The 14,020-nt window shown below is 33.3% G+C and carries 16 protein-coding genes and 1 pseudogene; 5 read left to right on the plus strand and 12 right to left on the minus strand.

The genetic code is table 11. The annotated features are described in order from the left end of the window. Window positions 1-301: 301 nt before the first annotated feature. From ACYQ73_RS10000 to ACYQ73_RS10010, 3 genes are read right to left on the minus strand one after another with little or no spacing between them, the layout of a single operon-like run. Window positions 302-1,414, minus strand: a complete 1,113-nt coding sequence (locus ACYQ73_RS10000; RefSeq protein ID WP_460012366.1) for a hypothetical protein — start codon at window positions 1,412-1,414, stop codon at window positions 302-304. Next, window positions 1,411-2,592 (minus strand): hypothetical protein, encoded by a 1,182-nt coding sequence (locus ACYQ73_RS10005; protein ID WP_460012367.1) that lies wholly within the window; start codon window positions 2,590-2,592, stop codon window positions 1,411-1,413. The genes ACYQ73_RS10000 and ACYQ73_RS10005 overlap by 4 nt, the downstream gene beginning before the upstream one ends. Then, complete coding sequence (locus ACYQ73_RS10010) at window positions 2,589-3,485, minus strand: ABC transporter ATP-binding protein (protein WP_460012368.1); 897 nt, start codon at window positions 3,483-3,485, stop codon at window positions 2,589-2,591. Before ACYQ73_RS10010 ends, ACYQ73_RS10005 begins: the two co-directional genes overlap by 4 nt. A gap of 294 nt (window positions 3,486-3,779) precedes the next feature. On the opposite strand from ACYQ73_RS10010, the gene ACYQ73_RS10015 reads away from it, so the two are divergent. From ACYQ73_RS10015 to ACYQ73_RS10035, 5 genes and pseudogenes are all read left to right on the plus strand, one after another. Continuing rightward, a complete protein-coding gene (locus ACYQ73_RS10015; protein WP_460012369.1) occupies window positions 3,780-3,962 on the plus strand; it encodes a hypothetical protein in 183 nt (60 codons plus the stop codon). Window positions 3,963-4,453: 491 nt separating this feature from the next. After that, window positions 4,454-4,576: pseudogene (locus tag ACYQ73_RS10020) on the plus strand (IS30 family transposase); the annotation flags it as partial. A gap of 197 nt (window positions 4,577-4,773) precedes the next feature. Continuing rightward, a complete protein-coding gene (locus ACYQ73_RS10025) occupies window positions 4,774-5,310 on the plus strand; it encodes a tubby C-terminal domain-like protein (protein WP_460012370.1) in 537 nt (178 codons plus the stop codon). A 17-nt stretch (window positions 5,311-5,327) separates the two neighbouring features. Beyond that, on the plus strand, window positions 5,328-5,462 hold the full coding sequence (locus ACYQ73_RS10030; RefSeq protein WP_460012371.1) for a hypothetical protein: 135 nt from the start codon (window positions 5,328-5,330) through the stop codon (window positions 5,460-5,462). Between the two features lie 261 nt (window positions 5,463-5,723). After that, a complete protein-coding gene (locus tag ACYQ73_RS10035) occupies window positions 5,724-5,903 on the plus strand; it encodes a hypothetical protein (protein WP_460012372.1) in 180 nt (59 codons plus the stop codon). Window positions 5,904-5,970: 67 nt separating this feature from the next. On the opposite strand, the gene ACYQ73_RS10040 is transcribed toward ACYQ73_RS10035, so the two are convergent. From ACYQ73_RS10040 to rpoD, 9 genes are all read right to left on the minus strand, one after another. Next, on the minus strand, window positions 5,971-6,861 hold the full coding sequence (locus ACYQ73_RS10040; protein WP_460012373.1) for a PhzF family phenazine biosynthesis isomerase: 891 nt from the start codon (window positions 6,859-6,861) through the stop codon (window positions 5,971-5,973). A gap of 454 nt (window positions 6,862-7,315) precedes the next feature. Then, window positions 7,316-7,852 (minus strand): NADPH-dependent FMN reductase, encoded by a 537-nt coding sequence (locus ACYQ73_RS10045; RefSeq protein WP_460012374.1) that lies wholly within the window; start codon window positions 7,850-7,852, stop codon window positions 7,316-7,318. Between the two features lie 218 nt (window positions 7,853-8,070). Beyond that, the gene (locus ACYQ73_RS10050) at window positions 8,071-8,319 is read right to left on the minus strand and encodes a DUF2164 domain-containing protein (protein WP_460012375.1); all 249 of its coding nucleotides are present in this window, start codon (window positions 8,317-8,319) and stop codon (window positions 8,071-8,073) included. Between the two features lie 664 nt (window positions 8,320-8,983). Next, window positions 8,984-9,208 carry a hypothetical protein gene (locus tag ACYQ73_RS10055; protein WP_460012376.1) on the minus strand — a complete coding sequence of 75 codons (225 nt, stop codon included), beginning with the start codon at window positions 9,206-9,208 and terminating at the stop codon, window positions 8,984-8,986. Window positions 9,209-9,223: 15 nt separating this feature from the next. Continuing rightward, a complete protein-coding gene (locus ACYQ73_RS10060) occupies window positions 9,224-10,345 on the minus strand; it encodes a Nif3-like dinuclear metal center hexameric protein (protein WP_460012377.1) in 1,122 nt (373 codons plus the stop codon). Between the two features lies 1 nt (window position 10,346). Beyond that, the gene (locus tag ACYQ73_RS10065) at window positions 10,347-11,039 is read right to left on the minus strand and encodes a tRNA (adenine(22)-N(1))-methyltransferase (RefSeq protein WP_460012378.1); all 693 of its coding nucleotides are present in this window, start codon (window positions 11,037-11,039) and stop codon (window positions 10,347-10,349) included. Between the two features lie 180 nt (window positions 11,040-11,219). After that, window positions 11,220-11,567 carry a c-type cytochrome gene (locus ACYQ73_RS10070; RefSeq protein WP_460012379.1) on the minus strand — a complete coding sequence of 116 codons (348 nt, stop codon included), beginning with the start codon at window positions 11,565-11,567 and terminating at the stop codon, window positions 11,220-11,222. Window positions 11,568-12,013: 446 nt separating this feature from the next. After that, a complete protein-coding gene (locus tag ACYQ73_RS10075) occupies window positions 12,014-12,577 on the minus strand; it encodes a hypothetical protein (RefSeq protein WP_460012380.1) in 564 nt (187 codons plus the stop codon). Window positions 12,578-12,880: 303 nt separating this feature from the next. Then, window positions 12,881-14,008, minus strand: a complete 1,128-nt coding sequence (gene rpoD / locus ACYQ73_RS10080) for an RNA polymerase sigma factor RpoD (protein WP_049663796.1) — start codon at window positions 14,006-14,008, stop codon at window positions 12,881-12,883. Window positions 14,009-14,020 lie beyond the last annotated feature (12 nt).

Raw genomic sequence — 14,020 nt, forward strand, 5'->3', positions numbered from 1 at the left:
CTTTAAATATTCTTCAAAAAGAATTGAACATTGATTTTGAAGTTCTAATATGCAAGTTATCGCTTTTTACTCCCTTCTTAAAAGTTTGAATTTTATTTAATTCAAACATATTTAGCAATAAATAGTGAATTTTAAATTTAAAAAGTAATTTTTAATTCAAACTTGTTTTAATTTTTGTTTTATATTAGAATCAAAAATTATAAAAACTATATTTATTAGCTTAAAGTAAAAATAAAATATTCTCATACTGATATTTTATTTAATAAATATAACTTGCTATAACAATGTAGATATCACATATTCAAACACCTTTTTCCTTAGCAGACAAAAATATACACAACAAGAAAAAAACAACCAATCCAATTAAAGTTAAAACGCCCTTACCGTACGTCAGAGCTAAGCCAAATAAATATGCATCTTCACCTTGAACTGTATTAAGCCAATTAAAGAAATAAACAAATTTTATGAGAATCGAATCTTCTAATTCTCTTGCAATTACAGGAGCTAATAATAATAAAACTAATAAAATAATGTTTGCATAGGCGTGTTTTAAAAAATGATTTAATAAAATTGACAAACTAATAAGTAATAAAGACAATAAGATAGCACCTATTGATAATCTCACTAAATAGTTTAGAGTAGATAATACCGAAAACATTTCGCCATTAAAAATAACTTTAGGGTAGAAATAATTTCCTTTTTCTAAAAAAAATCCACATATAGCCCAGCCAGCAATAGCTCCTATTATACTAGTCAAAATTAGGACTCCTATATAAACACTATATTTTACAAAAAGCCTCTTTCGTTTATTAATAGGAATACTATTAATAATAGATGGGTTATATATATTGTCTAAAAAAATTGTTGAAGCATAAAAAATTGTTATAAAAGGCAATATACAACTAATAAAAATTTCTATGGATCGAACTAAAACATCTACATTATTTAACAGTGTTGTTCGAATTGGGATTTTATTTTCTTTTAAGTATTCCATTACTTTCTTATCTTTATAAAGATCGCTTACATTATATTGATACATACTAGGAATTCCAGCCATTGAATTTTCTATTAATCTAAGTTGTAAATTTATTAATTGTAATTCTTGCTCAACAAAAAGGAGAAGTTGATCCATTTTTAAACTTAGATTTTGTTGGACAATGAGTTGTCTTTGTTCTATTAAATTTTTATAACTTTGTTTGAAAGATGTATCCGATTCGATATATTCAGTTGTAAAAATAAATAACATCGCATCTACTTGTTCTAGCTCCTCTTTTTTTACATCTTCTAACGATAAAGAGGATTGATATTGTGCAATAAAAGGGCAAATTATAAAGTAAGCAATTATTATAAATATAGTAAAGATATTTTTTTTATCTTTTATTAGTTGCTTCCATTCAAATTGAAGATAATTCATAATAGCGCACCCTTTCTATTTTGTATAATAGAAAAAAGCAAGTGCAAGACTTCAATTAAAATAATGGAACATACGTAGACAAATACTCCTTTAGATGTTGTGATTTCATCATAATACAGAAATGCCTTTTCGCCAGTAACAACCCTTCCAATATCTACGTAACTAGTTGGAAAATAACTATAAAGCTTAAGAGGAATAAACATCATTTTTTCCAATATAGTTTTACTTAACATTAATACTATCATTATAAACAATGTAATATATTGATTCTTCACAATTAATTCCATCAAAAAAACAAATCTTACAAAAAACCATCCCAATAAAGCCATTAATATAATAACCATTATTAAAAAATAGCCGCAACTTATAATAATATATTTATTATCTCTAAATATAGCCATTGGGATATAATATGTTCCTGATCCATTTTTCCAACTATTTATCAAAAGCACACCGAATAAACTAGCAAAGCTTATTATGAAAGAAATGGAAATGATAAAAGAACTTTTAAAGAAAAGCTGTTTATATAAACTAATCGGTATACCTGCATGAATTGACTTGGTATGAAGCATTTGCGAAACTATATCACTTGAGAAAATGATTAACAACAATATAAAAATTAATACAAATCCTGATTTCATTAAATCCACAGTTTTTTGAATAGATGTTTTGTTAAAAACAACTGAATAATTCAACTTTTCGTAATTTGTAATAGCCTTAGCGGTTTCACGTTCAATCGTGTAATCATGGATAGAATGCTCTAACGGTATTGAAGAATTTTCAATATAATGTTTCGCAGGTACTAAAAATCTTTGGTTTAAACCTTCTATAAAAATATCATTTTGTGCACTGATTGCTGCAGTATACCCCGTAATATTATCATTTAATAAATAATTATAAGTTTTTTTTAGTTGTTTATAATTTTTTAAATAAAACTTAGTTTGAGGATCTAATTCATTTTCGTTCGCCTTTGTTTTTCCAATTAATTCTGCATAGATATTATCTTGCATATTTAGATAATTTTTTGTATCTTGTTTTACAATGCTTACTGTTTGATTAATATCTTGAATTGAATTAATACTATAGAAACATGTAAGCGCAATTAAAGTAATAATACATATTAGATTTTTTTTATTACGAATAAATAATAACCACTCTTGCCGAAATAAACCTTTCATATTGAATTCTCCTTAGTAGAATTCCGATAATATATATTGTAGTATTCAGGGTTACCCAACATCCCTAATTTGACTTCTTGAATATCTATTTGAAAAATTTCATCAATTAAATCTGATTGACTAACTATTTTATCTACAGGTACCGCAATCATATTCTCCGCTAAAATATATTTGACCCCCTGTAAACAGTTAAACTGTTGTATTTTTTGAATCTTTTTTTTACTTGCATGAACGATTATATATTTTTCATCTTGATTATTTAAATTTAATTCATGTACAATTTCTCCGTTTGCTAAAAAAATTGTACGATTTGCATAGAGATTTAAATTTGCAAGTAAGTGTGAAGCAATAAGTATACACCTTCCTTTACTCTTCAAATCTATTAAAATATTAGAAATGATCTCTACATTATAAGGATCCAATCCATTCATAACTTCATCTAATAACATGATTTCCGTGTTAGCTGCTAATACCATTGCAAAACATAACCTTTGGCGCATACCTAGAGAATACGTTTTTACTTTTTTTTCTATATATTCTTCCATTTGAAGAAGAGAAATAACATCATCAATATTCCCATTATTCCCCCATAAATCCGCATAAATTTTAAGATGTTCAATACCTTTAAAATCATTGTATAACTCTGCTTGATTAGGCAAAATCGTCATTTTTTTGCGAATTTCTACCGTTTTCTTCGGGTGCTTTAAACCATCAATAATAATCTCTCCTTGATAAGGTATAACAAAATTCATCAAGGAATTAAATAAGGTAGTTTTTCCTGTCCCATTAGGTGCGACTACGCCAACTATTTCTCCTTTTTGTGCTTTAAAATATAAATTATGAAATACTGTTTTATTTTTAAAACGAATAGTTACATTTTTTAATTGAATCATGAATAATTAGCGCTCCTCTTTTAAGTAGATTAGATTTAATATTTAGAGCTTATATATTTTACATATATAGATTAATATAACAATTTTTTATTTTATCACAAAATGTAAATATAGGTAAAATTATATAATATTATATCCCGTAAAAAAACAGAGTATTCGAAATAATTATTGTAAAAGTAAAATATATACTCAAAGTAGAAAATATTAAACAGTCGTTGTTTTTCTTTTTGTTTTATAATATAATAAAAAATACAAATATTTCAATATTTGATTTATATTAGGGAATTGTTTTTTATGAAAAAAGATTTTTTTGATTTAGATTTACAAGTATCAGAGGTTACTCGAACAGCAGCACAGTTTATTATTACAGGTCAAAAAAATAGTATGTATCCAAATTTATGCCCAGAATTACCTAAACCAAGTACTAGAGAAGCAAATTGTTCATTCATACCTCCTTGCCAAATAGCAATGGAATAATGGATGCGGTGAGATAATTTCCCACCGCATTCTACTTATAAATGGAAGATTATCAATTATGTAACTACTAGTCCAAAAAAATCAAAATTATAATATTTGAAAATAATATATTTAATCTGACAGTCCAAAATTATTTCTTTAAATTACATAAATTTTATTTCAACCATTTTAACTAATGCTTTTAGTGGAGCGTTAGCTGACTGGAGTGGTTTTCAAGCTATACAAGGTTTTTCAAATGACAGATTGTAATATTAAGTGCAACACCCAGAAGTTAATATAAAGGAAGCCCATAACGACGACCTCGTGTAGAATGTAGTTACCACACCAACTTTAAAACAGAGGAATCGTTATCCGATTCGTAAAATAGCGAAACTCTTCAACCTTCTTCGATTTCCAGAGAAATAAAACGCCACCCCGGTAGTACGGCTGACAAGCGGAAGTACGTTACCACCAAAATAAATCCAACTGTGGTGCAAGTCAATGTACGCCCAATTGATGTTTATTCTGCAGATGCCTATTCTTCTTGGCAACGCAGAAGTAACGAAAATGGAAATGGATTATTTTGCAAGTTCTTCCCTAAGCAAACAAATTTCAAAGAAGTATCACCAAACCAGCAATTTCATATACAAATGCAAATTAAAGACAATCTCTTCTGCCTCTTTCTATGTCATAATAGATTTATAGTTCATGGTAACTATCTTTTCATAACGGTATTTCAAATTTTTGTTGATAACGGGAATAATAATATAAATAAAAAAGTGAAACCTGAAATTAAGCTTTTACGTATAGTAAGTAGATTGGAGGCTTTTTTATGACTACATTTACCCTTACCTACCCAAAAGCTTTCGAAAGCTTTTCAAATATCCCTATTGTGAATGAACAACATGAGACGGTTTGTATGCTACAAAAGGTTGAACGTTCATCCGTTGGAAAAGCAATCAATGCTATCATGTTAGTTGCTGCACAACAGTCATTACCGTACCGCTATGAATCACGCACTACTTTAGGAGCACCACTTTTTCAAGTGCAATCTACACTATTAACAAAGGGTGTTAGCCATCAGCTGATTATGCCAGATGGATCCATTTTACCGATACAACGGAAGACGGTTCAATTACTTGAATCCTCCTACTCTTTTACAATGGATGGACTCGTTTTTCGCTTTGAAAAGGATTTTACTTCAACCGCCTATTTATATTGTAATGATGAAAAAATAGCAAGCGCTAGTAATATAGAATCTGAACTTGTGCGTACTGGTATATCTTTTAAACTTTTTAACTCTGACGATACGCTCTTTGTTGCTTTACTAGCAACTCTATATCAATCTTTATTCTCAATGAGTAATTAGGAGGCATATCACATCGAGTGGCAGAAAAAACTGCTTTGGCGGCGGAAAAACAGGTTTTAGCGGCGAAGTGGACTGCTTTGGCGGCGGAAAACAAAGTTCTATCAACGGAGAGTAAGCTCTTAATTAACATAAATACATACTGGTTTAAATAGATAATGAAAAAGGGACTCCTATTGTTAGGAGTTTTTTTGATATAGTAATTATTAATTAGCTTTATTGCATTTTACAACTACTTGTCGCTGATTTCTCATAAAAGCTAGCTCGTTCTTTTTTGTTTTTCACTACTGCTAGAATCATTCAATATATTCCGGGACACGAAATAAATTCGCTTTGTTTTGACCATTTTACACCGACCTTCTAAAAAAGGAGTACACTAAAGAGGTAGAAATACTATACATTTGGAGGCATTTAACATGGATACAAAAGCAGCAGATATTAAAAATTTAATGACGTTAGATCTACTTGTTCAAATTCTAGAAGAACGCGGTATTATGACAGAAAGAGAATTACAAGAACGCCTTACAAATAACGTTAAGCTTTCCTCAATGGATACAAGTTTAAAAGAAAAGGTCATTGAAGAAATAAAACATTAATGGAATGGATGACATTTCAAAAGGGGCCGCTTCCTAGGTAATAAAAATACTGTAAGCGGCTCCCTTTTTATATATGCACTTTTAGTTCCTTCACATGTACAGCAGTTCCTGTAATCGAAATATTCAGTTTACCATTGTCATTTTTGACATGTACATGCACTCGCCCATCCTTTCCAAGTTCCTGTCCTTGTTCAACGGTAAGTGTTTTTGGCAATTGAGCTTCTCGATCGATATAATTGGCAAAATATGCTCCCATAACACCAGAAGCAGTACCTGTAGTTATATCTTCAATTGTTCCAGAATAAGGTGATGAAAAATGTCGTGCGTGCATATCTGCATTCTTATCAAACGTCTCAAAGCAAAAAGGATGCACGGATGCTTTTGGCATTTCTTCGAGGACATCCGGAAAATCTGCAGTTTGCGGAGTCATTTTTTCAAAGTATGATAAATTTTTAATAGGTACTAGTAATGTCCAAATTCCTGTACTTCCATAGACTATCGGTAATTCAGCATGTATCGCTTCCTCTGTTAGTCCAATAGATTGTGCAAGCTTAGTTTTTGAACCGTTAAATGCCTCAAACTGAGGTGCTGCATGTTGCATAGTAATATGAATTTTCCCTTTTTGTTCTTTTATCTCAATTGGGAGAATTCCTGCCTTCGTTTCAATAGTTAGTTTTGACTTATTTTCTAGTAAACCTTGTGTTTTCAGTGCATAGATTGTTGCCATTGTTGCATGTCCACATAAATTCATCTCATGCCCTGGCGTGAAATAACGTATACGTAAATCTGCTTTATCCGATTTTAACGCAAAGGCTGTTTCATTGAAGCCTACTTGCTTAGCAATAGCCTGCATTTCTAATTCACTATATTGATCTCCCTCTACGACGACACCTGCTGGATTTTCCATATTAGGTATCGTGCTAAACGCATCATAATGATGGACGGTAACCATTTTCATATACTTTCCCTTCCTTTATTTAAGTTTTACATCAAAGCTGGCTACTCTAACTGGCGTTTATTACCAAGCCTTTCTGTTTCTAAAATTTTATCCTGCGAAACAAATCCGATCTCCGACTGTCTATGCTTCCTTGGCGATTATCCCCAAATCCTAATATCCAATCCCGATACATTAATAGATACGAATCGACCGCATATAAGTTCCATTATTACCAAAATCATTAAACTATTCTTAAAAATACCCCCTATTATAAAAAGAATTAACGCAGAAGCTTTTTGCCGCAACGTCAATTTTGGAAAATTCCCACCACAATGACCTTTTAAAAAAATTTAGTCATAAGGTAGTATCAACACCATCTATCTAAGTTTTGAGACAATATTTCACTTAGACATAGGTCTTTAAATGCATAAAAAAAGCAATATGCACTTTTTTCAGTACATACTGCTTAAGGTCCCTATCGAATCGTTTTTAATGCCGTTGACCAAGGAATAAGTTGATCTAGCATTTGATTTACTGAATCTGCTTGCACTTCCTTTGGTTTAAATACCGTGCCGTTTTCGAAATCTGTAAATAATGATAAAGCAGGATGGACGCGAACATCTGCAACTAATAATTCACCAAGAATTCCACGTAAATGTTCAGCTGCTCTTGCACCGCCAACAGAACCGTAAGAAACAATACCTGCCGCCTTATTATTCCATTCCACGCGTAAGTAGTCTAATGCATTTTTTAACGCCCCAGTAATGGAATGGTTATACTCTGCAACGATAAATACAAAACCATCACATGCAGCAACTTTTTGTGACCATGTAGCTGCTCCTGAAGCATCTCCACCCGGCTCACCTAGAAGTGGTAATTTAAAATCTGCGATATCAATAATTTCATATTCCGCATCACCACGTTTTCCAGCGACTTCCTTTACCCATTCGCCCACTTGTGGACTTAAACGACCTTCACGCGTACTCCCTAAAATTACCCCTATTTTCAACATGTTGTTCCTCCTTCATTCATCCCTCAAATTGTGACCGAATCATTCATTTGAAACTAAAAACAGTTCTCTTAGCCATGTTGTACAGGAATCCAATTCTTTATTCAATACATTGATGATAAATGAAACCATTGTTTTTTACTTCGAATTAAATTATCTTTAATCCAAGATAAAAATATCATATATTTATAAAAATTTCCAGTTATTTAATTCGGATTAAATTATTTTATTTTAATCGGTCTTTCTAATGCTGCAAGTTCATCCTCAATCGATGCATATTGCCTTTCTACAACATATTTTGCATCCGAGATAGCCGCATTATAAATATGTGGAGCAATATTTTCCTTTATAAACTCTAATACTCTTTCTGCTTCAAATTCTGTAATATCCTCATCACGATTATTGTAGAAAAATCGTTGAATATCAGCTATTATTGTTTCTTGTTGTTCTTTTGTTAATCGAATAAACAATCCAAATCTCTCCTCTCATTGCAAATTATACTCCCCTATCATAACCCTCTAAAATTAATCAATGCATACACAAAAAGACTGAATTATATTAAAGTTTCACAATAAATTATGTTTGACTCTTCGGCAAAACGAGGGGTTGATTTCCGTTCCGGCTGGGCGCTTTCCTGGGGGCGTCCGATGAGCCGCTGATCCCCAAGGAGTCGCCCAGCCTCCACTACAATCAACCATTTAGCATGTATCTATTGGCATGTTACTCTAATTAATAATGATACAACGAAACAGCGACGGCATCTTTGTGCGAAATCTAAGCGTTATCAATAATAGGTTTACAATTTCTGTCACTGTTATAAGTCTTTTCTGTTTGATTATGGTGAATAGTGATAGTGTTCACTTTTGAAATGATTAAGATTTATAAAAGTTATACGCTATTGCTGATTGGAGTGGAAGGCTACTCGACTCCCGTGGGAAAGCGAGACAGGCGAGACCCTGCACGGAGCGCAGCGGAGGAAGCGGCTCGACGCTCGCCCACAGGAAAGCGAGTAGCCTGGAACGGAAATCACCCTCATTTTTAGAGCAAAACATTCACAAAGATTTCCTTAAGCGTTTTGTTTTCTACATAAAAAGACTGAATTATATTAAATTCTATAATTCAGTCTTGTTATTATTACTGTTTACATTTAAATGAATAGTTTGTTGATAGAAAACTCTTTTCCTTTGAGACGATGGCTTCTCCACCGTCTTTTTCGCATTGCTCTGTCATAGTATCAATTTTTTTGGCATTCATCGTATTCGTCATAAATGTCATACCTACCCCAAATACAACAATCAGCAAACCAATCATCATCCATAACTTGCCAGCCTTATTACCGGCAGGTCTTTCATTCGCCATAGATATTCCCCTCTCTTACACGAATAAAAACGGTTCTGTATGAATAGTAGATTGTACAAATTCAACAGAGTATTTTTTATCCTCACACATTCTTGCCATCTTTTTAGCTACTCCTGCAATCATCACTTTCTCCACATGATGTCCTGGATCTACGATTTGTAGACCAATTGCTTGAGCGTCCTGTGCAGTATGGAAATACATATCTCCTGTTAAAAATACATCTGCCCCAGCACGTTTCGCAGAATAGATATATTTATTGCCGTCCCCGCCGACAAGCGCAACTTTTTTCACCTTCGACTGTAAATCGCCAACAACGCGGACAGCAGGCACTTCTAGCTGCTGTTTCACGAATTGTGTAAATTCATGAAGAGTCATTTCTTGTGGTAAATAACCAACTCGTCCTAAGCCCATTATATTCGTTTGCTGGTCTAAACGGATAATATCATAGGCAGGTTCTTCATATGGATGTGCATTTAACATTGCCTTTAATACACGATTTTTAATAGATTCCGGAAGTACTACTTCTATCTTCACTTCTTCTTCAACATGTAATTCATCAATTGAACCTACATGTGGATTTGCACCTTCTAGTGCACGGAAACGCCCTTCTCCTAATGTAGTATAGCTACACGCTTCATAATCTCCAATACGACCTGCTCCTGCCTTTGCTAATGCCTCACGTAAATCATTGGCATTTGTAGTCGGTATAAAAACTGCTAGCTTCAACATATTTTCCGCATATGTTTCTTCTAAAATAGAACGGTTTTCAAGCTGTAGAGCATCCGCTAGTAAATCGTTAACACCGCCTTCAGCTACATCTAAATTCGTATGTGCAGCATAAACGGCAATATCATTTTTTATAAGCTTTTCATATAAACGCCCGGCTGGATTGTCAGTACGAATATTCGAAAGTCGTCTGAAAATCGGTGGATGATGCGCTATTATTAGCTCACATCCTTGAGCAATAGCTTCCTCAGCTACTGCTTCATTAACATCTAATGTGACTAATACTTTGTTTACAGGTTTATTTAATGTACCGATTGCAAGACCAATTGGGTCATTTTCCATACATGCTAGTTTTTTAGGCGACCATGATTCGAACAATTGGATAATTTCCTGACCGTTAACTGTTTTCATCTCATAGAACCCCTTCCACTAAATTGAGTAGCGCTACTAACTCTGCACGTTTTTCTTCAATTTCAGGTGTTTGATCTGCCCCTTCAATGGACTTTAATACACGCTGCCAATTTTCTTTTTCACGTGACCATTTTTTTATAAATGATGGTGATTTTCGTTGCATTAATTTCGGTCCAAATAAAATTTCTGGTTCCGATAACGTCATTGTGCTTCTTTGCAAAATAAGAATTTCATAAATTTTTTCGTCTTCCTCTAAAATCTCTTCGTCCTGGATTGCCCAATTATTTGCTAATGCCCATTCGCGAATCACTTTAGCATGAATATTTGGTTGCAAAATAAGCCTTGTTACCCCTTGCAACTTTTCAGGGTGGTTCTCCAAAATGGAGACAATAAGAGGTCCACCCATTCCAGCAATAGTAACTGTATCTACATGGTCAGCTTCTTCAACAGCCGCTAAGCCATTCGCGAGTCGTACTGTAATTTTTTCTGTTAAGTCTTCTTTTTGTACTTGTCCAACTGCTGATTCAAATGGTCCTTTCACAACTTCCCCTGCGATTGCATAAGAAGCAATACCTTTATGAATTAAGTAGCATGGCAAATATGCATGGTCGCTGCCAATATCAGCTACAACCGCACCAGAGGGTACATATTTTGCTACTGCTTCTAATCGCTTTGATAATTTTTGTGCGTTCATTTTTTTACCGCCTGTCTTAAATAGTGTTCTTTCTTAGTATGTATGATGTCGTGAAAAAAAACAAATGGAGTTGACTCAAATTTTGAGCAACTCCATTTTTCATTAACTGAAATGAAAATAAATAAATTGTAGCTGTACCGATTACGATTAAACGCTTTCAGTACAGCTACTTTTTTCAGACTATTTTAGAGTTGAAATGTACTTAGCGATTGCTTTCGCTTCCGCTTCGTTTTTCATACCAGGAGTCATTGGAGTTCCTGGGATTCCGTTTGTTAAAACATCTACGATACGAGCTTCATCTTTGCCGTGTAGATTTGGACCCACAGCACCAGTTAAGTCAGCAGCGTGACAGCCAATACAAGATTGTACTAATGCAGAGTCATCAGTAGCTTCTGTTTTTTCGCCACCGCCCTCTTTTTCAGCAGCAATTTCTTTTTTGTTCTCTGCACCGGTTAAAGACATGAAGAAAATAAGACCAATACCAAATGCAAGAATTAAGATGTAAGGAACGACTGGATTGCTTTTCATATGTTTCCCCTCCTCATTGTAAATCTACTTCTATGATAATATAGAATCAGTCAACATCTAATATTGTACTTCATTAACCATGAAACGAAAAGACCATTCGCTAAGTTTTCCTTTGTTTGTAACAAATTCGACATTTCTGTAACTATTGGATAAAATATGTCTTGAAATCCCCAATATTTGGACTATCTATTATCTTCTTAACGACTTCCTTACACGCTGTTATCTTTCCTCTCTTTGCACATTCATATACCAAGAAAATCAAAATTTCTTTATGTAATAATCCATTAGCTAAATAAGCTATACGATTATAGTCTTTACCAACAGAGCATTTAAGTTTATGTATTAAAATTACAGATACAATTTTAATACAAAAAAGAATCCGTTAGCTATTTGAAAGCAAACAGATTCTTGTCTTTGTCAGCGAAACTATTTTACAAAATGAGTTCCTATAATAAGTTTATGATATAATAGCTAATCAATGCCAGTAAACCTAGGACACCTGAGACTGTGAAATAAAGTAGCTTCATTTTTAAACCTGACCAAAGCCAAACCCCGCAGTTTGCTGCAATCAAGCAAAACAATGCAATATTATTTCCATTAAAATATGTAGTGTAAATTCGAATAGACATACTAAACAATAAAACAGCACCTAACAAATGAAAAACAGGTGCTAATAAATCATTTTTTCTTGCCATTCGAAACGCCGTCAGAAATAATATCACCGCAGCTATTCCAACGACAACCGTTAAAATTATCATCAAGGATGATATTGTAAAATAAATAGACAGCAGCGTAATCATTGCAATACATATACTTGCAATTATAAGTAGCAGCCTTCTCTTTTCTGAAGGCAATATAGCCTGTTTATGATGTACTGGTTCTAGCTCCTCTATATCTGCCCCCTCTGCATATAGAGCCGCTAAAAAATCACAGTAATGCTCTGGTAATAACTTATTCTGCTTCCAAAACAATATCTCATTCAAGATTATTTTTTTTCGAGGATTTGTCATAGTGTATACTCCAAACATTGCTTAATAATGGTTATTATTACAATTTTATCTTAAAATTTTTAATAACACATCTGTATAAAGTAGCAAAAATATTAAGACTGTCTCATTCTAATTACTCGCTATAACATTTATCGAAAAAATATTTACTATGTTTAGTATGTTCTAGGGAAAAATGATGAAAATTTTGCGCGGGTATTTACTTCACATTCACAGGTATTCTCCTATTTCATGCGAATATAATAGTAGCTTAAAAAAGGGCCATCCAATTAGTCATTACTAATTAGATAGCCCAAATTTTTATCTTTATTCTAAGAAGTCTTTTAAACGTTTGCTGCGAGAAGGGTGACGTAGCTTTCTAAGTGCTTTAGCTTCAATTTGGCGAATACGTTCACGTGTTACACCAAATACCTTCCCTACCTCTTCTAATGTACGTGTGCGACCATCATCTAAACCGAAACGTAAGCGAAGGACATTTTCTTCACGGTCAGTTAATGTATCTAGCACATCCTCTAATTGCTCTTTTAACAATTCATAAGCTGCATGGTCAGATGGAGATTGAGCTTCAGAATCCTCAATAAAGTCTCCTAAATGTGAGTCATCTTCTTCTCCAATTGGTGTTTCAAGAGATACTGGTTCTTGTGCAATTTTTAAAATTTCACGTACTTTTTCAGGTGTTAAATCCATTTCCTCACCAATTTCTTCTGGAGATGGCTCGCGACCTAAGTCTTGTAGTAATTGGCGTTGTACACGAATTAATTTATTAATTGTTTCTACCATATGCACTGGAATACGAATTGTACGTGCTTGGTCCGCAATTGCGCGTGTAATCGCTTGGCGAATCCACCATGTTGCATAAGTGGAGAATTTAAAACCTTTACGGTAGTCAAATTTCTCAACAGCCTTGATAAGCCCCATATTCCCCTCTTGAATTAAATCAAGGAATAGCATGCCACGGCCAACATATCGTTTTGCAATCGATACAACAAGACGTAAGTTCGCTTCAGCTAGGCGTTTACGTGCTTCTTCGTCACCTTGCTCAATACGCTCAGCTAAGGCAATTTCTTGCTCGGCAGAAAGTAAATCAACTCGACCAATTTCTTTTAAATACATACGTACAGGGTCATTTATTTTAACACCTGGTGGTACACTCAAATCATTTAAATCAAAAGTCTCTTCGTTTGCTTCTTCTTTCATTAAGCTTTCTTCTTCAAACTCTTCTTTTCCAATGATTTGAATGTCTTTAGCCTTTTCAAGATCCTCAGCAAAGTGGAAAATCTCTTCGTTCTCCAATTCATAAGGCGCTAGTTTCTCTGAAATTTCTTTCATAGAAATTTCACCTTCTGTTTTTGCTTTTTCTTGTAGTATTTTTTTTGCTTCATCTAATGTAATTTCTACTTCTACCTCTTTTGAACGTTCTGACTTGTCCGCCATAAACCTTCCTCC

The sequence above is a fragment of the Lysinibacillus sp. CTST325 genome, assembly GCF_054665055.1.